This is a genomic window from Pseudomonas sp., from assembly GCF_051660785.1.
Lineage (GTDB): Bacteria > Pseudomonadota > Gammaproteobacteria > Pseudomonadales > Pseudomonadaceae > Aquipseudomonas.
Genome location: NZ_JBOFQE010000020.1, coordinates 173,946 through 195,343, shown reverse-complemented (window position 1 = coordinate 195,343; position 21,398 = coordinate 173,946). Strand labels below are relative to the sequence as shown.

Annotated in this window: 15 protein-coding genes; 6 read left to right on the top strand and 9 right to left on the bottom strand. The window is 60.5% G+C overall.

Going from position 1 to position 21,398, the window contains the following annotated elements; all coding sequences use genetic code 11:
* Positions 1-25: 25 nt before the first annotated feature.
* The 4 genes from ACRC4F_RS05655 to ACRC4F_RS05640 form a co-directional block, all read right to left on the bottom strand.
* Complete coding sequence (locus tag ACRC4F_RS05655) at positions 26-1,981, bottom strand: acetyl/propionyl/methylcrotonyl-CoA carboxylase subunit alpha (RefSeq protein WP_438658454.1); 1,956 nt, start codon at positions 1,979-1,981, stop codon at positions 26-28.
* A complete protein-coding gene (locus tag ACRC4F_RS05650; protein ID WP_438658453.1) occupies positions 1,981-2,796 on the bottom strand; it encodes a gamma-carboxygeranoyl-CoA hydratase in 816 nt (271 codons plus the stop codon). The genes ACRC4F_RS05655 and ACRC4F_RS05650 overlap by 1 nt, the downstream gene beginning before the upstream one ends.
* Before the next feature lie 110 nt (positions 2,797-2,906).
* Positions 2,907-4,514: a carboxyl transferase domain-containing protein gene (locus tag ACRC4F_RS05645; protein ID WP_438658452.1), complete on the bottom strand. Its 1,608-nt coding sequence runs from the start codon at positions 4,512-4,514 to the stop codon at positions 2,907-2,909.
* Between the two features lie 12 nt (positions 4,515-4,526).
* The gene (locus tag ACRC4F_RS05640; protein ID WP_438658451.1) at positions 4,527-5,690 is read right to left on the bottom strand and encodes an isovaleryl-CoA dehydrogenase; all 1,164 of its coding nucleotides are present in this window, start codon (positions 5,688-5,690) and stop codon (positions 4,527-4,529) included.
* A 204-nt stretch (positions 5,691-5,894) separates the two neighbouring features.
* On the opposite strand from ACRC4F_RS05640, the gene ACRC4F_RS05635 reads away from it, so the two are divergent.
* The gene (locus tag ACRC4F_RS05635; protein ID WP_438658450.1) at positions 5,895-7,592 is read left to right on the top strand and encodes an AMP-binding protein; all 1,698 of its coding nucleotides are present in this window, start codon (positions 5,895-5,897) and stop codon (positions 7,590-7,592) included.
* A gap of 42 nt (positions 7,593-7,634) precedes the next feature.
* The gene (locus ACRC4F_RS05630) at positions 7,635-8,018 is read left to right on the top strand and encodes a hypothetical protein (RefSeq protein ID WP_438658449.1); all 384 of its coding nucleotides are present in this window, start codon (positions 7,635-7,637) and stop codon (positions 8,016-8,018) included.
* 246 nt (positions 8,019-8,264) lie between these two features.
* Here the strand turns inward: ACRC4F_RS05630 and ACRC4F_RS05625 are convergent, their stop codons facing one another.
* The 3 genes from ACRC4F_RS05625 to ACRC4F_RS05615 all read right to left on the bottom strand — a co-directional run bounded on the left by ACRC4F_RS05625 (position 8,265) and on the right by ACRC4F_RS05615 (position 10,851).
* Positions 8,265-9,164 carry a hydroxymethylglutaryl-CoA lyase gene (locus ACRC4F_RS05625; RefSeq protein ID WP_438658448.1) on the bottom strand — a complete coding sequence of 300 codons (900 nt, stop codon included), beginning with the start codon at positions 9,162-9,164 and terminating at the stop codon, positions 8,265-8,267.
* Between the two features lie 149 nt (positions 9,165-9,313).
* Positions 9,314-9,715, bottom strand: coding sequence for a MerR family transcriptional regulator (locus ACRC4F_RS05620; protein ID WP_253429380.1), 402 nt, complete (start codon positions 9,713-9,715; stop codon positions 9,314-9,316).
* A gap of 206 nt (positions 9,716-9,921) precedes the next feature.
* Positions 9,922-10,851, bottom strand: a complete 930-nt coding sequence (locus ACRC4F_RS05615; RefSeq protein ID WP_008148497.1) for a LysR family transcriptional regulator — start codon at positions 10,849-10,851, stop codon at positions 9,922-9,924.
* 178 nt (positions 10,852-11,029) lie between these two features.
* Here ACRC4F_RS05615 and ACRC4F_RS05610 point away from each other — a divergent pair, with 178 nt between their 5' ends.
* Positions 11,030-12,259: an acyl-CoA dehydrogenase gene (locus ACRC4F_RS05610; RefSeq protein ID WP_438658447.1), complete on the top strand. Its 1,230-nt coding sequence runs from the start codon at positions 11,030-11,032 to the stop codon at positions 12,257-12,259.
* 163 nt (positions 12,260-12,422) lie between these two features.
* Here the strand turns inward: ACRC4F_RS05610 and ACRC4F_RS05605 are convergent, their stop codons facing one another.
* Complete coding sequence (locus ACRC4F_RS05605; RefSeq protein ID WP_438658446.1) at positions 12,423-13,763, bottom strand: substrate-binding domain-containing protein; 1,341 nt, start codon at positions 13,761-13,763, stop codon at positions 12,423-12,425.
* Positions 13,764-13,957: 194 nt separating this feature from the next.
* Entirely contained in the window at positions 13,958-14,770 is an 813-nt protein-coding gene (xthA, locus tag ACRC4F_RS05600) for an exodeoxyribonuclease III (protein WP_438658445.1), read from the bottom strand.
* A 329-nt stretch (positions 14,771-15,099) separates the two neighbouring features.
* Between xthA and ACRC4F_RS05595 the strand changes: the two genes are divergently transcribed.
* From ACRC4F_RS05595 to ACRC4F_RS05585, 3 genes are all read left to right on the top strand, one after another.
* Positions 15,100-15,750: a GNAT family N-acetyltransferase gene (locus ACRC4F_RS05595; protein WP_438658444.1), complete on the top strand. Its 651-nt coding sequence runs from the start codon at positions 15,100-15,102 to the stop codon at positions 15,748-15,750.
* 65 nt (positions 15,751-15,815) lie between these two features.
* Positions 15,816-17,543 carry an autotransporter assembly complex protein TamA gene (locus ACRC4F_RS05590; protein ID WP_438658443.1) on the top strand — a complete coding sequence of 576 codons (1,728 nt, stop codon included), beginning with the start codon at positions 15,816-15,818 and terminating at the stop codon, positions 17,541-17,543.
* Positions 17,540-21,208 carry a translocation/assembly module TamB domain-containing protein gene (locus tag ACRC4F_RS05585; protein ID WP_438658442.1) on the top strand — a complete coding sequence of 1,223 codons (3,669 nt, stop codon included), beginning with the start codon at positions 17,540-17,542 and terminating at the stop codon, positions 21,206-21,208. The genes ACRC4F_RS05590 and ACRC4F_RS05585 overlap by 4 nt, the downstream gene beginning before the upstream one ends.
* Positions 21,209-21,398 lie beyond the last annotated feature (190 nt).

The following is a 21,398-nucleotide window of genomic DNA, read 5'->3' as shown; positions in this document are numbered from 1 at the left end:
GCAATGCGTAGGACCGATCTTCATTTCACGCCTCTTCCAGCTCGACCAACGCACTGCCTTCGCTGACCATCTCGCCTTCCTGGCAATACAGCGCCTTGATCACTCCGGCGTGAGGCGCGCGAATGCTGTGCTCCATTTTCATCGCCTCCAGCACCACCAGTTGCGCCCCGGCTTCGACGGTTTGCCCGGCCTCGACCAATACGCGCACGATGCTGCCGTTCATGGGCGCGGTAAGTCCACCCTGATGGCTGTGGCTGGCTTCGACGGCACTGATCGGGTCGTAGGCCTCGATGCGGCGCAGTTCACCTTCCCATTGCAGGTACACCACCTCGCCACGGCGGATTGCCCGATGCTGGCGACGCACGCCGTCGTATTCTGTCAGAAGTTGTTCGCCCTTGAGTTGGGCGGTGTGAGCATCAGCGTTACCCAATGTCAGCGCCCGGTCCTGTCCTTCGCAACTCAAGTGAAGGGTGATTTCTCTCGGCAGCCCGGCACGCATACCATTGCCCACAGACCAAGGCGAACTCAGGTCATCAGTACGCGGAGAAGCCGGTTGGCTTTGTGCAAACGCCTGGGCAGCGGCTTGCCAGAATTCGTCACTGAGGTCCGCAGGCGCTGGCAGCAGTTGCTCCTGGTAACGCGGAATAAACCCGGTGTCCAGTTCCGCCGCCGCGAATGCCGGGTGAGCGATGATCCGGCGCAGAAAGTTGATGTTGGTCTTCAGTCCGCCGATCGCAAACTCGTCGAGCATGCTCAACAAACGCAGCCGCGCCTGTTCACGGTCCTCGCCCCAGGCAATCAGCTTGCCGAGCATCGGGTCGTAGAACGGTGAAATTTCATCGCCTTCTTCAACGCCGCTGTCGACCCGACGGCCAGGGCCTTCGGCCGATTCGCGATACAGCGCCAGGCGCCCGGTGGCCGGCAGGAAATCATGGCTCGGGTCTTCGGCGTACAGCCGCACTTCAATCGCGTGGCCAATCAGCGGGACTTGCTCTTGAGTCATCGGCAGCGCTTCACCGCGCGCCACGCGAATCTGCCACGCCACCAGGTCGAGGCCGGTGATTGCCTCGGTGACCGGGTGCTCGACCTGCAGACGCGTGTTCATCTCCATGAAGAAAAACTCGCCGCGCGAATCCAGCAAGAACTCCACGGTGCCGGCACCGACGTAGCCGATGGCCTGCGCCGAACGTACGGCAGCTTCGCCCATGGCGCGGCGCAGTTCCGGGCTCAAGCCTGGAGCGGGCGCTTCTTCGACGACTTTCTGATGGCGACGCTGAATTGAGCAGTCACGTTCGTTGAGGTACAGGCAGTTGCCGTGCTGATCGGCGAACACCTGGATTTCCACGTGACGCGGCTTGAGCAGGTATTTCTCCACCAGCATCCGCGAATCACCAAACGAGGATTTCGCTTCACGTTGCGCCGAGGCCAGGGCTTCGGCCAACTGGCTGACGTCCTCGACCACTTTCATGCCTTTACCGCCGCCACCCGCCGTGGCCTTGAGCAGCACCGGGTACCCGATGCGTTCGCAGGCGTCACGGAAGGTGTCGAAGTCCTGGGCTTCGCCGTGGTAGCCGGGTACCAGGGGCACGCCGGCGGTTTCCATCAAGGCTTTCGCGGCGGACTTGCTGCCCATCGCGTCGATGGCCGAGGCGGGCGGGCCGAGGAAGATCAGGCCGGCGTCTTCAATGGCACGGGCGAACCCGGCGTTCTCGGACAAAAAACCGTAGCCGGGATGAATCGCCTGAGCGCCACTGGCCTTGGCCGCTGCGATCAATTTATCGATTTGCAGATAGCTGTCAGCGGCTTTGCTGCCGCCAAGGTCGACGCGGATATCCGCTTCGCGGCTGTGCCGGGCTTCACGGTCCGTGGCGCTGTGCACGGCCACGGTGGTCAGCCCCAACGCCTTGGCGGTGCGCATCACCCGGCAGGCGATTTCGCCACGGTTGGCCACCAACAATGTGGTGAGAACAGGTGCGCTCATCAACGCGGCTCCTTGGTGGTAGTGGGTGCTTGCCAGCTCGGCGGACGCTTTTGCAGAAAGGCGCGCAGCCCCTCCTGGCCTTCGGGGCTGACACGGATACGGGCGATGGCATTCTCGGTGTAACGGCGCAGTGCCGGGGTCAGCGCGCCGTTGCCGACTTCACGCAGCAAGTCCTTGCTGACGCGCATGGCGGCCGGGCTGTTGAGCAGCAGGTTGTCGATCCATTGTTCAACTTTTTGCTCCAGCTCATTGATCGGAAAACTCTCCGACAACAGGCCGATTTCACGCGCCCGCTGGCCACCGAAACGCTCGGCCGTCAGTGCATAACGGCGTGCCGCGCGTTCGCCAATGGCTTGCACCACGAACGGGCTGATCACCGCCGGCGCGAGGCCGATGCGCACTTCCGACAGGCAGAACTGCGCGTCATCGGCACCAATCGCCATGTCGCAGCAACTGATCAGGCCCAGCGCGCCGCCATAAGCCGCGCCTTGCACCACGGCCAGCGTCGGGATTTTCAGCTTGGCGAGGTTGTACATCAACTCTGCCAGTTCCCGGGCGTCGTCGAGGTTGGTGTGGTAATCGAGCTCGGCCGATTGCTGCATCCAGGCCAGGTCGGCTCCGGCGCTGAAATGCTTGCCACGGCCACGCACCAGCAGAAACCGCAGGCTGGCGTCGGTCGACACCTTGTCCAGGGCGAGGATCAGTTCGCGGATCATCTCAGCGTTGAAGGCGTTGTTCTTTTCTTCACGGCTGAGCCACAGGGTCGCGAAACCTCGTGGGTCGGTCAGCAGTTCGAGGGTATTGAAGTCGCTCATATTGGTCCGTCTCCACGGTCCTTATGGGGCGGGATTGTTCGCGACGGCGATTGCTTCGCAATCGAACGGGAGCAAGCTCCCTCGCCACACAAGCCCGCTCCCACAGAAAATCACATCCGGAACACGCCGAAGCGGCTCGGTTCGATTGGCGCGTTCAGCGACGCGGACAAGGCCAGGGCCAGCACGTCGCGGGTTTGCGCCGGGTCAATGACACCGTCGTCCCACAGCCGTGCGCTGGAGTAGTAAGGGTGGCCCTGTTCTTCGTATTGATCGAGGATCGGTTGCTTGATCTCGGCTTCCTGCTCGGCGCTGAAACCCTGGCCACTGCGCTCGGCCTGCTCACGCTTGACTTGCACCAGCACGCCTGCGGCCTGTTCGGCGCCCATCACGCCGATGCGCGCGTTCGGCCACATCCACAAGAAGCGCGGATCGTAAGCCCGACCGCACATCCCGTAGTTGCCAGCGCCAAAACTGCCGCCAATGATCACGGTAAATTTCGGCACTTTGGCACACGCCACGGCGGTCACCAGTTTCGCGCCGTGCTTGGCGATTCCGCCGGCTTCGTATTTCTGACCGACCATGAAACCGGTGATGTTTTGCAGGAACAGCAATGGAATGCCGCGCTGGCAGGCCAGTTCGATGAAGTGCGCGCCTTTCTGCGCGGCTTCGGCGAACAGGATGCCGTTGTTGGCGAGGATCGCGATCGGGTAACCGTGCAGATGCGCGAAGCCGCACACCAGGGTGGTCCCGAACAGCGCTTTGAATTCGTCGAACACCGAACCGTCGACCAGCCGCGAGATCACTTCGCGCACATCGAACGGTTGCTTGGCGTCGGCCGAGACCACGCCGTACAACTCGTCGCTGGCGTAGAGCGGGGCGATCGGCGTGCGCTGTTGCAGTTCGCCGAGTTTGCGCCAGTTGAGGTTGGCAACGCTGCGTCGCGCAATGGCCAAGGCGTGTTCATCGCTCTCGGCGTAGTGGTCGGCCACTCCGGAAATCTTGCAGTGCACATCGGCACCGCCGAGGTCTTCGGCGCTGACCACTTCACCCGTCGCCGCTTTCACCAGCGGCGGGCCGGCGAGGAAAATCGTAGCTTGGTGGCGCACCATGATCGCTTCGTCGGCCATTGCTGGCACATATGCGCCACCCGCCGTGCAAGAACCCATGACCACCGCGATCTGCGGAATGCCCATGGCGCTCATGTTGGCCTGGTTGAAGAAGATCCGTCCAAAGTGCTCACGGTCCGGGAACACTTCATCCTGACGCGGCAGGTTGGCGCCGCCGGAGTCCACCAGATAGATGCACGGCAAGCGGTTCTGCTGAGCGATGGTCTGGGCGCGCAGGTGTTTTTTCACGGTCAGCGGGTAATACGAGCCACCTTTCACCGTGGCGTCGTTGGCGACGATCATGCATTCGACGCCCTCAACACGGCCGATCCCGGCAATCACGCCAGCCGCCGGAACGTCTTCGCCGTACACCGCGTAGGCCGCCAGTTGGCTGATTTCGAGAAACGGTGAACCCGGATCGAGCAGACGATTGATCCGCTCACGCGGCAGCAATTTGCCCCGCGATGTATGACGCTCTTGCGCCTTCGGGCCGCCACCTTGCTGCACTTGGGCGAGCAGGGTGTGCAGGGCGTCGACCTGTTTGAGCATCGCCGCGCTGTTGGCCGCGAACTCCGCCGAACGGGGGTTGAGCTGGGTATGCAGGATAGCCATGGACAGCTCCGTTTAGCGGGTTTCGTTGAACAGTTCGCGACCGATCAGCATGCGACGAATCTCACTGGTGCCGGCGCCGATTTCGTACAGCTTGGCGTCACGCAGCAGACGACCAGCCGGGAATTCGTTGATGTAGCCGTTGCCGCCAAGAATCTGGATCGCATCGAGGGCCATTTGCGTGGCGCGTTCGGCGCTGTAGAGGATTACGCCGGCGGCGTCCTTGCGGGTGGTTTCGCCGCGTTCGCAAGCCTGGGCGACCGCATAAAGATAGGCGCGGCTGGCGTTGAGTTGCGTATACATGTCGGCGACCTTGCCCTGGATCAGTTGGAACTCGCCGATGCTCTGGCCGAACTGCTTGCGGTCGTGGATGTAGGGAACGATCAGGTCCATGCAGGCCTGCATGATCCCGGTCGGGCCGCCGGACAGCACAACGCGCTCGTAGTCGAGGCCACTCATCAGCACTTTCACGCCGCCGTTGAGGATGCCGAGGATGTTTTCTTCCGGCACTTCGACGTCGTCGAAGAACAGCTCGCAGGTGTTGGAGCCGCGCATGCCGAGCTTGTCGAATTTGTTGCTGCGGCTGAAGCCTTTCCAGTCACGTTCGACGATGAAGGCGGTGATGCCGTGCGGGCCTTTTTCCAGGTCGGTCTTGGCGTAGATCACGTAGGTGTTGGCGTCGGGACCGTTGGTGATCCAGGTTTTGCTGCCGTTGAGCACGTAGTGATCGCCGCGTTTATCGGCGCGTAGTTTCATCGACACCACGTCGGAACCGGCATTCGGTTCGCTCATGGCCAAGGCGCCGATGTGCTCGCCGCTGATCAGCTTGGGCAGGTATTTGGTTTTCTGTTCGTGATTGCCGTTGCGGTTGATCTGGTTGACGCAAAGGTTGGAGTGCGCGCCGTAAGACAGAGCGACCGAGGCCGAGCCGCGGCTGATTTCTTCCATGATCACCACGTGCGCGAGGTAACCCAGGCCGGCACCGCCATATTCTTCCGGCACGGTAACGCCGAGCAGGCCCATGTCGCCGAATTTGCGCCACAGGTCGGCCGGGAACAGGTTGTCGATGTCGATCTGAGCGGCGCGCGGGGCGATCTCTTTGGCAACGAAGGACTGAACCTGATCGCGCAGCATGTCGATGGTTTCACCGAGGGCAAAATTCAGGGATGGGTAGCTCATGGGTCACCTTTTGGCTTTTTTGTAGGGTGGGGAGGGCAGTGATTCAGCTCTCACCTTTACGTTAACGTAAGCCTGTGACGAATGGCTGTCAATCACCCTTTACGTTAACGTCAACTTGAGCGACAGTAGGGCCAGTTCATAGAAGGCGAGCCAACCCTGTGGGGGCCGCCGTAACACCCACTAATAAAGACAATAGGGGTCGTCATGGATCAACCCAGTGCAAGCCCGCAGCGCAGTTACACCCGTGGTTCCCAGGACAAAGCCTTGCTGGCGATGACCATCGGCGAAAAGTTCGATCAGACCGTCGCGCGATATCCGAACGGGGAGGCGCTGGTCGTTCGCCATCAGCAGTTGCGCTACTCTTGGCAGCAACTGGCCGACGCCGTCGACCTGCACGCCAGAGCCCTGTTAGCGCTGGGCTTGCAGGCCGGTGACCGCCTCGGTATCTGGGCACCGAATTGCGCGCAGTGGTGTATCAGCCAGTTCGCCAGCGCGAAAATCGGTGTGATCCTGGTCAACATCAATCCGGCGTATCGCAGCTCCGAACTCGAATACGTGTTGAAGCAGTCCGGCTGCCAATGGCTGGTTTGCGCCGGTGCCTTCAAGACTTCTGATTATCACGGCATGCTACAAGGCCTGGTGCCCGAGCTGGCGGAGCAATCCATCGGGAAGATGCAGAGTGAGCGCCTGCCGGAATTACGCGGCGTCATCAGCCTGGATGCACAGCCGCCGTCGGGTTTCCTTCCGTGGTCGCAGCTGGGCGATCTGGCCGCCAGCGTATCCGCCGAACAATTGCGCGAACGCCAGGACAGCCTTCATTTCGATCAGGCGGTGAACATTCAGTACACCTCCGGCACCACCGGTTTCCCCAAAGGTGCGACCCTCAGTCACTACAACATTCTCAACAACGGCTACATGGTCGGCGAAAGCCTCGGGCTGACGGCCGATGATCGCCTGGTGATCCCGGTGCCGCTGTATCACTGCTTCGGCATGGTCATGGGCAACCTCGGTTGCATCACCCATGGCAGCACCATGGTTTACCCCAACGATGCATTCGATCCGCTGTTGACCCTGACCACGGTGGCTGAAGAAAAAGCCACGGCACTCTACGGCGTGCCGACCATGTTCATCGCCATGCTCGATCAACCCAAACGTGCCGAGTTTGATCTGTCGAGCCTGCGCACCGGGATCATGGCCGGGGCGACCTGTCCGATCGAGGTCATGCGCCGGGTCATCAGTGACATGCACATGAGTGAGGTGCAGATTGCCTACGGCATGACGGAAACAAGCCCCGTGTCATTGCAGACCGGTCCGTCAGACGAACTGGAACTGCGCGTCACCACCGTGGGCCGGACCCAGCCGCAACTGGAAAGCAAGATCATCGACGAGGCCGGCAACCTGGTGCCGCGCGGCACCATTGGCGAATTGTGCACCCGCGGTTACAGCGTGATGCTCGGCTATTGGAACAACCCGCAAGGCACCGCAGAAGCCATCGATCAGGCCGGCTGGATGCACACCGGTGACTTGGCGAGCATGAACGAAGAGGGCTACGTGTGCATTGCCGGGCGCAACAAGGACATGATCATCCGTGGCGGCGAGAACATTTACCCGCGTGAGCTGGAGGAGTTCTTCTTTACCCACCCGGCGGTGGCAGACGTGCAGGTGATCGGGATTCCGTGCTCGCGTTATGGCGAAGAGATCGTCGCCTGGATCAAGTTCCACCCGGGCCACAGTGCGACCGAACAAGAACTGCAAGCGTGGTGCAAGGAACGCATCGCGCACTTCAAGACGCCGCGTTACTTCAAGTTCGTGGAAGAGTTTCCGATGACCGTGACCGGCAAGATCCAGAAATTCCGGATGCGCGAGATCAGTATCGAGGAGTTACGCGAAAAGCAGGGCTGACAAACTCTCCCCTGTGGGAGCCAGCCTGCTGGCGATAGCGGAGTGTCAGTAACATTCATTTGTCTGAACCGCCGCAATCGCCAGCAGGCTGGCTCCCACAAGGGCGGTGGTGAAAACCCGAATGGCAGAAAGCACAAAGGGGAGCCGAAGCTCCCCTTTAATTTTGTCGTTGCGCGTGCTCTTTTTTTATTATTGAGGGGCGGTCTGTTGTTGTTTTTAGTGACCGTGACCCTTTACCGCTGTTTTTGTCGATCCCCATCCGGGATCAAGAGCAAACGTATTTTTTTGAGCGCTGATCTACTTTTTCGCCAAGCGATCCAACCAGTTCGGGAGCTACCTGAAGGTAGTTTTATTGTTCTCTGCCCGGTTGCGGGTTACTCCGAAAAGCACCCTGAAAAGCACATCCTCTCCAAAAAAATCTGTTAGCTGCGTCTCTGCCGTGTTGTTTTTGTTATGTCAGAGTCGTTACGTCTTATTTTTATTAGGTTTGCCGCTTTTTTTGTTCTTGTTATGCAGTAGAGATAGCAGAAGCCGTGCCAACTTTAAAAAAACCTTATAAATCAACAATTTAAGATTTTGTCGGATTTTTCGTTCAGACGAAACCAGACAATTTGTTTCCGTGTTACTCGCTTATGCCCCCCATTTCAGACGCAGCGGTAACACCCCCACGCCTCACTGTGCGCTACGAGCCTTGGCCACACGCGAGCCGGTAGGGCGGCCCAACACGGAGCAAATCTGCTGACCGGCCAGAATCAACGCGTCCAGATCAATGCCGGTCTCAATGCCCAGGCCGTTGAGCAGGTAAACCACGTCTTCAGTGGCGACGTTGCCGCTGGCGCCCTTGGCGTACGGGCAACCGCCGAGGCCGGCGATGGAGCTGTCGAACACCGCGATACCTTCCAGCAGACTGGCGTAGATGTTGGCCATGGCCTGGCCATAGGTGTCGTGGAAGTGCCCGGCGAGTTTTTCACGCGGCACCTCGGCCGAGACCACGTCGAACATCTTGCGGGTCGCGCCGGCGGTGCCGGTGCCGATGGTGTCGCCGAGGGAGACTTCGTAGCAGCCCATCGCGTAGAGCTCGCGGGCGACCCGGGCGACTTGTTCCGGGGCGACGTTACCTTCGTAAGGACAGCCCAGCACGCAGGACACGTAACCGCGCACGCTGACGCCGTGCTGTTTGGCGGCCTCCATGATCGGCACGAAACGCTCCAGGCTTTCGCTGATCGAGCAATTGATGTTGCGCTGGGAAAACGCTTCGGACGCCGCCGCGAACACCGCAACTTCCTTGACCCCGGCTGCGATAGCATCTTCAAACCCGCGCAGGTTGGGAGCAAGTGCGCCGTAGGTCACGCCCGGTTTGCGCTGGATCTGCGCGAAGACTTCGGCGGAACCGGCCATTTGCGGCACCCATTTGGGCGAAACGAAACTGCCGACTTCTATATAGCCAAGGCCCGCAGCAGTCAGCGCGTCGACCAGTTGCACCTTGTCGGCAACGCTGATGGGTTGTGCTTCGTTTTGCAGACCGTCGCGGGGGCCGACTTCGACCAGGCGTACGTGAGTGGGTAGGGACATGGGAATCGACCTGTGCTGATTGTCTGAATACTGAAGGACCCCTCTGTGGGAGCGAGCCTGCTCGCGATAGCGGTAGCACATTCAACACTGATGTCGACTGGCCTGGCGCCATCGCGAGCAGGCTCGCTCCCACAGGGGATTTTCGTCGGTTATTGAATCGCTTCCTGGCTCTTGATCGTCTGCTCCAGCGCCTGGGTGCAGCGCTCCTGCGCCGTGTCCAGTTCCAGCTTCATCTGCTCGATGTCGAGCATCTGCTGCTCCAGCTGTTCGCGGCGCTCGGCGATCTTGTTCAGCATGGTTTGCAGCTGTTTCTGATTGCCGCCGGTGGGGTCGTAGAGTTCGATCAGCTCGCGGCACTCGGCCAGGGAGAAGCCAATGCGCTTGCCGCGCAGGATCAGTTTCAGGCTGACCTTGTCACGGGGCGTATACACGCGTTCCTGGCCACGACGCTCGGGGCTGAGCAGGCCTTGCTCTTCATAGAAGCGAATGGCCCGCGTGGTGATGTCGAGCTCGCGGGCGAGGTCGGAAATGCTATAGGTCTGGCTGCTCATGGAAGCGCTCGAAAAAGGTCATGGCGCTAAGCTAATGGCAGGTTGACGTTTACGTCAAGGGGCGTGAGTTGTTGGTGTCCTTGCTGGCCTCATCGCGAGCAGGCTCGCTCCCACATGGGATCTTCAGTGAACAGAATATCCATGTACTACCGATGTACCCTGTGGGAGCGAGCCTGCTCGCGATGTAGGCGCCGCGGTGCAACGTCTTACACTTTATCGAGCTTCTTCTCATGCGCCGTCACTTGTTGGCACAACTCGATCATCTGTTCGCGCATCCAGCGGTTGGCCGGGTCCTGGTCAGTGCTTTCATGCCAGTAGAGGTGGGTTTCCACCGGCGGCACGTCGTTGACGGGCAGGTTCACCGAGTACAAGTCATGCCGACGGGCGAAGCGCTCCGGCACGGTCATGACCATGTCGGTCTGCTGCAACACCTGGGACGCCATCAAGTAATGCTGGGAGCGCAGGGCGATCTTGCGTTGAATCCCCATTTTTCCCAGGGCCAGGTCGACATGACCCAGACCGCTGCGGCGGCTGGAGATATGGATGTGGGTCAGCGACAGGTAATCATCGAGGGTGAATTTCTCCTTGCCCGCCAGCGGATGCCCCTTGCGCATCGCACACACGTAACGGTCTTCCATCAACTTGACGTGACGCACCTGTGGGTCAGTGTTGAGCGGCGCATCTACAGCGAAGTCCAGACGCCCGGCCGCCAGTTCCTTGGTGGTCTCGCGGCGCTTGGACAGAAAACTTTCGATGATCACCGTCGGCGCCAGGCGGCGCAGGCGCTGGAACAGCGGCGGCAGAATCACCGCTTCGGTCAGGTCGGTCATGCTGATGCGGTACGTCTTGACGGCCTGCAACGGGTTGAAAATCCGGCTTTCCTGTACCGACACCCGCAGCAGTGAGAGGGCGTTGCGCACTGGGCCGATTATGTTTTGCGCCATCGGCGTCGGGACCATGCCTTGCGCGGTGCGCACGAACAACGGATCGTTGAAGGTCTCGCGCAGCCGGGCCAAAGCGTTCGAGACCGCTGGCTGGGTAATGCCGACAATCTGCCCGGCGCGGGTCAGATTGGCTTCGGTGTAGATCGCGTCGAAGACGATGAAAAGGTTGAGGTCGACCTTGCTCAGATTCATTGCGCTGCACTCTTATTGTTTGGGGCGTTTTGTTGCGGCCGGAGGCCTTGGCAATCACCCGATCATATATCGGTGATGAATGTTAATACACGCCGAGAATAGGCTAGGTAAATTTTCGTAGCTGTTCTAGCATCGATTGCATGACCTAAACAACCTCTGCCCAAGAAGGTAATTGCTCATGGATTTCGCTTATTCGCCCAAGGTTCAGGAACTGCGTGAGCGCGTGACCGCGTTCATGGACACCTACGTTTACCCCGCTGAAGCGGTGTTCGAGCGCCAGGTCGCCGAAGGCGATCGCTGGCAGCCGACCGCAATCATGGAAGAGCTCAAACTCAAGGCCAAGGCTGAAGGGTTGTGGAATCTGTTTCTGCCGGAGTCCGAACTCGGTGCCGGCCTGACCAATCTCGAATACGCGCCATTGGCGGAAATCATGGGCCGTTCGCTGCTCGGTCCTGAGCCCTTCAACTGCTCCGCGCCGGACACCGGCAACATGGAAGTGCTGGTGCGTTACGCAAACGAAGAACAGAAGCAACGCTGGCTCGAACCGCTGCTGCGCGGCGAGATTCGCTCGGCGTTCGCCATGACCGAACCGGACGTCGCTTCGTCCGACGCCACCAACATGGCCGCCCGCGCTGTGCGTGACGGCGACGAGTGGGTGATCAACGGTAAAAAATGGTGGACCTCAGGCGCCTGCGACCCGCGTTGCAAGATTCTGATCTTCATGGGCCTGAGCAATCCGGACGCGCCGCGCCACGCCCAGCACTCGATGATTCTGGTGCCGGTGGATGCTCCGGGCGTGAAGATTGTTCGTCCGCTGCCGGTGTTCGGCTACGACGATGCGCCTCACGGCCATGCCGAAGTGTTGTTTGAAAACGTCCGCGTGCCGTACGAAAACGTCCTTCTGGGCGAAGGGCGCGGCTTCGAAATCGCGCAAGGTCGCCTTGGCCCGGGCCGGATTCACCACTGCATGCGTTCGATCGGTATGGCTGAACGTGCGCTGGAGTTGATGTGCAAACGTGCAGTGAGCCGCACTGCATTTGGTAAGCCGCTGGCACGTCTGGGCGGCAACATCGACAAGATCGCCGACTCGCGGATGGAGATCGACATGGCACGCCTGCTGACCCTGAAAGCGGCGTACATGATGGACACCGCCGGTAACAAGGTGGCGAAGAGCGAGATCGCACAGATCAAGGTCGTCGCGCCGAACGTGGCCTTGCGGGTGATCGACCGGGCCATCCAGATCCATGGCGGGGCAGGGGTTTCCAACGATTTCCCGCTGGCTTACATGTATGCGATGCAGCGTACCCTGCGCCTGGCCGACGGCCCGGACGAAGTGCACCGCGCGGCGATCGGCAAGTTCGAGATTGGCAAGTACGTGCCGAAAGAGATGATGCGTAGCGGGCAATAACCCGTTGGGCTTTTGTGGCGAGGGAGCTTGCTCCCGCTGGGGCGCGAAGCGGCCCTGAAATACGGCAACCCGGTGTTTCAGATTTACCGGGTTGCCTGATTTTGCGACTGCTGCGCAGCCGAGCGGGAGCAAGCTCCCTCGCCACATTTGGTCGCATGCAGGTTCAATACACCCAAACCTCAACCCGCCGGTTCTTGATCCGCCCCTCATCCGCGCTGTTCGCCGCCACCGGCATCTCGGCGCCGAAGCCGCGGATCTCGCGAAACACCACGCCGCTCTTCACCAGTTCCCGGCGCACAGCCATCGCCCGTAGCTTCGACAACAGGTCGGCACGCGCCGGATCGCTCTTGGCATCCCCAAACCCCACCAGCGTCACCTGCCGGTTGGTTTTGTCGCGCTGCTTTATATAGTCGAGCACCCGCGACAAATCTTGTCGGGCCTTGTTGTCCAGGGTCGCGCTGCCTTCTTCGAAACGGAAATTCACCGACAACCGCTGGGCATGACGGCTTAGCGCCTGGTAACCCTCGGGCATCAAGGCGTTCGGCGTGACGCTCATGGCCTGCACGGTCTGTGCGATAAAACCGTTGGCCGCGACAATCGCCTGGCCTTTGCTGCTTTGCGCGAACGTAACCAGCGCTTGCGCCCAAGGATTGGTCCCGTTGGGTGGCAGGTAAAAGAACAGCCGCCGCGACAGCGGATAATCCTCCGTGGCAATCAGGCTGTTGAGCGGCAACATGGCCTGGGACTGGCCATCGGCAATCGCCACGGCTTTGGCCTGGCGCACGTAAGGCAAGCCAATAAAACCGATGCCCTGCGGATCCAGGCTGACAGCGTCGGACAATTGCTCGCTGGATTCGAAGCGTTTCGCGGCGCTATCCAGCGTTTTCCCACGACGACTTAGGACCAATTCCTTGAAGGTGTCGTACGTACCCGATTGATCATCCCGCGCATACAGGTGAATCGTCCCACCACTGCCGCCGAGTTCTTCCCAAGTCCTCGCCTCGCCACTGAAGATTCGCGCCAGTTGTTCGGTGTTGAGTTGGTTCAAGGGGTTTTGCGGATGAAGGATGATCGCCAGCCCATCGATGGCGATGACTTGTTCGGCGCCAGGGCTTTTAAAGTCGCCCAGGGATTTGAGGTCTGAGCGTTCGCCGTCCTTGATCGGGCGCGATGAGGCGGCGAGGTCGGCGGAGGCGGTTTTCAGGGCGCTGAACCCGGTGCTGGAACCATGCGCCGCGACTTCCACCACCACCCGGCGTCCCTGAACGGTTTCGCCGACGATGCGTTGTTCGTTGGCTTTGTCCGGGGCTTCGCTGTGGACCTTGAGCAGACCCTGTTCGCGCATCAGTCCTTCGACCAGCGCCGGCCCCAGTGCGGCGCCGATGGTGTTGGAGCCCTGGATGCGCAGGATTGGGCCGTTTTCGGGTGTCGGCAACTCACCCGCCAACGCCGTCAATGGCAAACAGGTGCACAGCGTCAACAGGAACAACACGCGCAGCGTCATGCCGGCACCTTGTTTGGCCAAAGGAAGTGCCGGGAGAATAAGTCAGTAAGGTTTCTAACAGATGACAGAGTTACTAAATGTGGGAGCGAGCCTGCTCGCGATGAGGGCTTAACAGTCAACACTTGTATTGAATGTAAGTCCGCTATCGCGAGCAGGCTCGCTCCCACATTTTGATCTGTGTGAAGCCTGGGAAATCAGCTCAACTCAAGCCAGATCGGCGCATGATCGGACGGTTTTTCCATCCCGCGCAGTTCGTAATCCACACCCGCATCCTTGACCCGTGGCAACAACCCATGGGACGCCATGATCAGGTCAATCCGCAGCCCGCGCTTGGGCTCGTCTTCAAAGCCGCGGCTGCGGTAGTCGAACCAGCTGAAACGGTCGGCCACGTCCGGGTTCAAGTAGCGGAAGCTGTCCACCAGGCCCCAGTTCTTCAAGCGGGCCATCCACTCGCGCTCTTCAGGCAGGAAGCTGCATTTACCGGTTTTCAGCCAGCGCTTCATGTTGTCCGGGCCGATGCCGATGTCGCAGTCTTCCGGGGAAATGTTCACGTCGCCCATCACCACCACCGGCTGTTCATTGCTGAACTGGCTTTCCAGCAATTGCTGCAGGTCGCTGTAAAAACGTTCCTTGGCCGGGAATTTGGTCGGGTGATCGCGGCTTTCGCCCTGAGGGAAATAGCCGTTCATGATGGTCACCGGCACGCCGTTGGCGTCGGCGAAGGTGCCCCAGATGAAGCGGCGCTGGGCGTCCTCTTCATCGGTGGCGAAGCCCTTGTATAGCGCAATCGGTTCTTTACGCGAGAGCAGGGCGACGCCGTAATGGCCTTTCTGCCCGTGGAAATACACGTGATAACCCAGTGCCTGAACTTCGGCCAGCGGGAATTGGTCGTCGTGAACCTTGGTTTCCTGGAGGCCGATCACGTCCGGCTGGTGCTTTTCGATCAGCGCCGCCAGCTGATGCGGGCGAGCGCGCAGCCCGTTGATGTTGAAGGAGACGATCTTCATGGTCGGCAGTCCTGGCAAAAGGGCGATGCTAGCTGACCTGTAGGAATCGGGCCAGTGTTGAGACTGCGCAGTTACCTCGTTCTGTCAGACTTGCGTTGTCTTTGCCGGCCACATCGCGGGCAAGCCCGCTCCCACAGGGTTCTCGAGCGAACACAAAATTTGTGCACGCCACAGAACCTGTGGGAGCGGGCTTGCCCGCGATGAGGCCAGTCAGGTCGATGAAGATCCTGCCTTGGTCTATACCTGTGGGGGAACTGTATTACCACCCAAAGGCTCGTACCAATAAGAGTGCCGCCATTTTGAGCGGCGCCCCGGGGAGATCTACCGTTATGCCTGAAACCTCGACCGCCATTGCCGATATTCACATGCTCGACAACGGCTATGCCCACGAAGCGCGCTCCCTGCTTTACCACGCTTACCGGCACGAACCGACCTTCAGCTACCTGTTCGAGGCCGAACGTCCCGGCTACGAACATCGTGTGCGGGCAACGGTGCGTGAACTGGTGAAACAACACTTTCTTCAGGATCTGCCGGCCATTGGCCTGCTGGTCAACGACCGCCTGATCGGCATCGCCCTGATTGCTCCGCCGCAACGTCGACTGGGCATTACTGAAAGTTGGGCCTGGCGTTTGCGCATGGTGCTCAGTGCCGGCTTTCGTTGCACCCGACGCTACCTCGATTACCACGCCGCCGTTGCCGCCTGCGTGCCGTCCGACTCGGTGCATGTCCTGCCGTTGCTGGGGATTCATCCGCAGTTCCAGGGCAAGCACTTCGGCGAGCAACTGCTGCAAGCGGTGCATAACTGGTGCGCCGTGGATGAAACTTCCGAGGGTGTGATCCTTGATACCGGGAATCCTCGTTATCTGGAGTTCTATAAGCGTCAGGGCTACGAGGAAATCGGCGAGGTCGCCGTAGGACCGATCCGCGAACACGTGTTTTTCCACGCCAATCCCCAGGTGTTACAAACAGCAACGGCCTAACGGTAGAACTTTCACGCCACGCCAGGCTCTATCACGCTCCCAAGCTCGTGATAGCATCCGCGCCTATGAAGTTTCCAGGAAGAATTACCAGTGGCGTGCTGATGCTGTTCACCAGCTGCGCGGCACTGGCGCAAAGTGAATTGGATGTGCGGATCAAACCGTCCAACGATGAACTGAAAGCCAATATAGAGGGCTATATCGGCAGCCTCGGCGACCGTGACGAAGAAGCCTTGCTGCGCTTCAGTCGTGGCGCCGAGGAACAGGCGCGCAAGGCCGCCCAGGCCCTGGGGTATTACCAGCCGCAGATCGACAGCGACGTGAAGGGCGGCAAACAACCGCGACTGATCCTCAACATTGACCCCGGCGAGCCGGTGCATTTGCGCAATGTCACGATTCGCGTCGACGGCCCGGCCGCCTCCCTCAAAGCCTTTCGGGTGCCCAAAAGCGCTGCGCTGACAACCGGCGCGGTGCTGAACCATGGCCGCTATGAAGACGCCAAGAAACTGATCCAGAATCAGGCTTCGCGCTATGGCTTCTTCAGCGGCCACTTCACTCATCAGACCTTATCGGTAGACCCGCGCGCCGGCGTTGCAGACATCGACCTCGTCTATGACAGCGGTCCGCGTTATACCCTGGGCAAGGTCAGTTTCGAGGGCGACACGCCGTTCGATGAAGACCTGCTGCGGCGCATGGTGCCGTTCAAGGAAGGCGCGCCTTACGACTCTGAACTGATCGCCGAACTCAATCAGGCGATGCAATCGAGCGGCTATTTCGAAAGCGTGCGGGTGGATGCGGCACCGACCGCATCGAAGAACGATGTGATCCCGGTCGACGTCAAACTCGAAACCCGCAAACCACGGACCATGGGACTGGGCTTGGGTTACTCCACCGACGTCGGCCCCCGGGTCAAGGCCAACTGGACCCGGCACTGGGTCAATCCGCAGGGGCACAGCTATGGCTGGGAGACTGAAGTCTCGGCGCCACGGCAGAACGTCGGGGTGTTCTACGACATTCCCCTTGACCCGCCGCTGACCGACAAACTGCGCTTCGCCGGCGGTTATCAAAACGAAGAAATCGCCGACAAGGATTCCCTGAGCAAACTCCTGACCCTCGGCCCCGAGTGGCACAGCAAGTTGCCCAGCGGCTGGCAGCGCGTGGTATCGCTCAAGTGGCAGCGCGAGGAATACCGGCTCGGCGACGATTCGGGACTTAGTACCTTGCTGATGCCCGGCGTCAGTTATTCCTACCTGAAAAGCGACAACCGCATCGACCCGCACAACGGTTATCGCCTGGAATTCGAAACCAAAGTGGCCAAGGAAGGCTTGGGATCGGACACCAACCTGGTCTACGGCACCGCACTGGTGAAAGGTTTGACCACGGTCTTCGATAAACACCGTTTTCTCGGCCGGGTGCAGGTCGGCGGCAGCGCCACCAACGGCTACAAGTCAGTCCCGCCATCGTTGCGCTTTTTTGCCGGTGGCGATCAGAGCGTGCGCGGCTACGACTATCAAAGCCTGTCCCCGGAAAACTCCGAGGGCGACCGCATCGGTGGCCGTTACATGATCGCCGGCAGCGTTGAATACCAGTACTCCGTCGCCGAAAAATGGCGGGTCGCGACCTTCGTTGACCAGGGCAACTCCTTTAATACACTGGACCTGCCGAACCTCAAGACCGGCGTCGGCATCGGCGTGCGCTGGGTGTCCCCGGTGGGGCCGATTCGCCTCGACCTGGCCCACGCGATGGACGACGACGGCGGCATTCGACTGCACTTTTCCATGGGGCCCGAGCTGTGAAGCGTGGTTTGAAAATAACGCTGCTGGCGATTCTGGCGCTGCTGATGCTGGTCATCGTCGCCGTGACCACGGTGCTGGGCACGGCGACGGGCAGCCGCTGGGCGCTGGGTTTTGTGCCGGGTCTGACCGTGGAGAATTTCCAGGGCCGGCTGGGCGGGCAGTGGAGTGCCGATCATCTGTTGTGGCAGCAGGACACCAGCCGGGTTGAACTGAGCAAACCGATATTCGCCTGGTCGCCGCTGTGCCTGACACGCATGACCTTGTGCATCGAGCAATTGAAGGCCGATCAGGTCAGCCTGCAATTCCCTCCGGGCACCGAAGAGGACAGCGGCGGGCCGATCACGCTTCCGGATCTGGACTTGCCCCTCGCGATCGAACTGGGTGATGTGCAGGTCGGCAGTCTGATGTTCAACGGCAGCGAAGAACTCAAAGGCTTGCAACTGGCCGCGCACTGGACGGCGCAGGGCTTGCAGATCGACTCGGTGAAGTTACAGCGTGACGAGCTCAGCCTGAACCTGTCCGGCCTGCTGCAACCCAGCGGCAACTGGCCGCTCAAGGCCGAAGGCACGTTGACCCTGCCGGCGCCCGAGCCTTGGAGTCTGGCGCTGAAGGTGGACGGCGACCTGCTGAAAACCCTGAACCTGAAAGCCGACAGCAGCGGTTACTTGAACGGCCAACTGACCGGTGAACTGCAACCGCTGATCGACAACTTTCCGGCGAAAGTACGGATCACCGCCGACGGCTTCAAACCCAGCGCCGACCTGCCGGACACCTTGCAACTCAATCAACTGGAACTCACTGGCGACGGCAACCTGAAAGATGGTTATCAACTGCTTGGCAAAGCCACCTTGCCTGCTGAAAAAGGCCCAGTCGCGCTGTTGCTGCAAGGCAAGGTCGACGCCAGCGGTGCGCAGATTGCCGCCCTCGACCTGACCGCCAACGACAAGCAAACCCTCAAGCTCACCGGCAACCTCGACTGGAGCAAAGGCCTGAGCGCCGACGCGAAGATCGACTGGCTGGATTTCCCCTGGCATCGCCTCTATCCGCTGATCGACGAGCCGGAAGTCACGTTACGCAGCTTCAACGGTGAAGTCTCCTACACCGACGGAAAATACATCGGCCACTTCAAATCGGCGCTCGATGGCCCGGCAGGTGCATTCAGCCTCGAAAGCCCGTTCAGCGGCGATCTGACGAAAATCTATCTGCAACAGATTCAACTCGACGCCGGGCAGGGCAAGGCCGTCGGGCATCTGAACCTGCAATTTGCCGATGGCATTGCCTGGGACTCCGCGCTCGACCTGTCGGCGATCAACCCGGCGTATTGGGTCGCGGAATTGCCGGGCACGCTGGCCGGACCGTTGCGCAGCCAAGGCGAGATGAAAAACGAAAAACTCAGCCTGAGCGCCGACCTCGACCTCAAAGGCAAACTGCGCGGGCAACCGGCGGTGATCCAGGCCAAGGCCGATGGCGCTGGTGAGCAATGGAACCTCAACGCGCTGCAAATCCGCCTCGGCGACAACAGCATCACCGGCAAGGGCAGCCTGCAACAGAAGCTCGCCGGCCAGATCGACATCAAGCTGCCGCGCCTGGCTCAACTCTGGCCGCAATTGCGCGGTCAGCTCAACGGTCGCATCGATGTCGCCGGTACGCTCAAGGCGCCGCAAGGCAAGCTCGGGCTGCAAGGCACGCAACTGGCCTTCGAAGACAATCGCCTGCAAAGCCTGAACCTGGACGCGACCCTCGACGGCGCGCAACGGGCGAAAATCGACCTCAAGGGCGGCGGCATTCAGGCCGGCGACACTTCGCTAGGCACACTAACGGCCAGCGGTCAGGGCGACATCAAAAACCAGAAACTGACTCTCGACCTGCAAGGGCCGAAGCTGAAACTGGCCCTTGGACTGGACGGAAATCTGGACAAGGGCAACTGGCGCGGGCGTCTGGCCAGCGGCGATATCCAGGCCGGCGGTCAGGACTGGAAGCTGCAAGGCCCGGCGAAACTTGAACGGCTGGCGGACGGCAAGATCAACTTCGGCGCCCATTGCTGGACGTCCGGCGCGGCCAGCCTGTGTGGCGAAGACCAGCGCCTGATGCCGGAACCCAAGCTGCGTTATCACCTCAAGCAATTCCCGATCGAAAGCCTCGCGCAATGGATGCCGAAGGAGTTCGCCTGGACGGGCAAGCTCAACGCCGACCTGCAACTGGACCTGCCGGCCAGCGGCCCGAACGGTCAGGTCAGCGTCGATGCCAGCGGTGGCACGTTGCGCATGAAGGAAAAGGATCAATGGCTGGACTTCCCGTACCAGACCCTGAAACTCACCAGCAAACTCACGCCTAAACGCATCGATACCGACCTCAATTTCGTCGGCGGCAAGCTCGGCGAACTGATGGTGCAGGCGCAAATCAATCCGTTGCCGAAAAACAAACCGCTCACCGGGTCGTTCCGTCTTAGCGGGCTGGATGTATCGGTGGCGCGGCCGTTTGTGCCGATGGTCGAGAAACTCACCGGACGCTTGAATGGCAGCGGCACGCTCTCTGGCGATCTGCTGGCGCCGCAGGTCAACGGCAATCTGCTGCTCAGCGACGGCGAAGTGTCCGGGCCTGAGTTGCCGATGGAATTGCAGGCCTTGCAGGTTCAAGCGCAGATCGCCGGGGAAACCGTGCAGTTGAATGGCGGCTGGAAAAGCGGCAAGAGCGGGCAGGGCAGTCTCAACGGCAACATCGCCTGGGGTCAGGCGCTGGTGGTGGACCTGACGCTCAAGGGCTCGCAATTGCCCGTCACCGTCGAACCGTATGCCAAGCTCGAAGTCGCGCCGGACCTGAAGATCTCGATGAAGGAAGAGCAACTGGCGATCGCCGGCAAGGTAAGAGTGCCCAAGGGCGAAATCACCGTGCGCGAGTTGCCGCCGTCGACAGTCAAGGTCTCCGATGACACGGTGATCGTCGGCCAGCAGACCGAAGAGGGCAAACCGCCGCTGGCCATGAAGATGGACATCGACGTGGTGGTGGGTGAGGACAAACTCAGCTTCGCCGGGTTCGGCCTGACCGCCAACCTGCAGGGTCATGTGCACATCGGCGACAACATGGACACCCGTGGCGAGCTCTGGCTTAACGATGGACGTTATCGGGCATACGGCCAGCGGCTGACGGTGCGTCGTGCGCGGCTGTTGTTCGCCGGCCCGATTGACCAGCCATACCTGGACATCGAAGCCATTCGCCAGACCGACGACGTGATCGCCGGCATTCGCCTCAGCGGCAGCGCTGAGCAGCCGACCACACAGATTTTCTCCGAGCCGGCCATGAGTCAGGAACAGGCCTTGTCCTATCTGGTGCTGGGGCGCCCGCTGAGCACCAACGGCGAAGACAACAACATGCTGGCGCAAGCGGCGCTCGGGTTGGGGTTGATGGGCAGTTCCGGGGTGACCGGCAAACTGGCTAACGACCTGGGGATTCAGGACTTCCAGCTCGACACCCAGGGCAGCGGTAACACCACCAGCGTCGTGGCCAGCGGCAATATCTCCGAGAAGCTCAGCCTGCGTTATGGCGTGGGCGTGTTCGAGCCGGCCAACACCATTGCCTTGCGCTACAAGCTGAGCAAAAAGGTCTACCTCGAAGCCGCCGGCGGCGTGGCCAGTTCGCTGGACATCTTCTACAAGCGGGATTTCTAACCCGCGTCCCCATCCGAAACCGAGTCGCTCCCATCGCAAGCAGGCTCGCTCCCACAGGGATATCACTGAACCTGTGGGAGCGAGCCTGCTCGCGATGGGCGCACTGCGGTCATCGATCCGAAGCAACTTTGCTGCGCCATTTATCAGTCAAATAGAAAGCAACCTAACTATTACGTTGACATTGGCTGCC

Bases quoted from the DNA above. Each gene is read 5' to 3' on its own strand.
- ACRC4F_RS05605 (WP_438658446.1), bottom strand. From the start codon at position 13,763: ATGACGCTGCGCGTGTTGTTCCTGTTGACGCTGTGCACCTGTTTGCCA.
- ACRC4F_RS05610 (WP_438658447.1), top strand. From the start codon at position 11,030: ATGGATTTCGCTTATTCGCCCAAGGTTCAGGAACTGCGTGAGCGCGTG.
- ACRC4F_RS05650 (WP_438658453.1), bottom strand. From the start codon at position 2,796: ATGAGCGACTTCAATACCCTCGAACTGCTGACCGACCCACGAGGTTTC.
- ACRC4F_RS05645 (WP_438658452.1), bottom strand. From the start codon at position 4,514: ATGGCTATCCTGCATACCCAGCTCAACCCCCGTTCGGCGGAGTTCGCG.
- ACRC4F_RS05655 (WP_438658454.1), bottom strand. From the start codon at position 1,981: ATGAGCGCACCTGTTCTCACCACATTGTTGGTGGCCAACCGTGGCGAA.
- ACRC4F_RS05615 (WP_008148497.1), bottom strand. From the start codon at position 10,851: ATGAATCTGAGCAAGGTCGACCTCAACCTTTTCATCGTCTTCGACGCG.
- ACRC4F_RS05590 (WP_438658443.1), top strand. From the start codon at position 15,816: ATGAAGTTTCCAGGAAGAATTACCAGTGGCGTGCTGATGCTGTTCACC.
- xthA (WP_438658445.1), bottom strand. From the start codon at position 14,770: ATGAAGATCGTCTCCTTCAACATCAACGGGCTGCGCGCTCGCCCGCAT.
- ACRC4F_RS05640 (WP_438658451.1), bottom strand. From the start codon at position 5,690: ATGAGCTACCCATCCCTGAATTTTGCCCTCGGTGAAACCATCGACATG.
- ACRC4F_RS05595 (WP_438658444.1), top strand. From the start codon at position 15,100: ATGCCTGAAACCTCGACCGCCATTGCCGATATTCACATGCTCGACAAC.
- ACRC4F_RS05635 (WP_438658450.1), top strand. From the start codon at position 5,895: ATGGATCAACCCAGTGCAAGCCCGCAGCGCAGTTACACCCGTGGTTCC.
- ACRC4F_RS05625 (WP_438658448.1), bottom strand. From the start codon at position 9,164: ATGTCCCTACCCACTCACGTACGCCTGGTCGAAGTCGGCCCCCGCGAC.
- ACRC4F_RS05620 (WP_253429380.1), bottom strand. From the start codon at position 9,715: ATGAGCAGCCAGACCTATAGCATTTCCGACCTCGCCCGCGAGCTCGAC.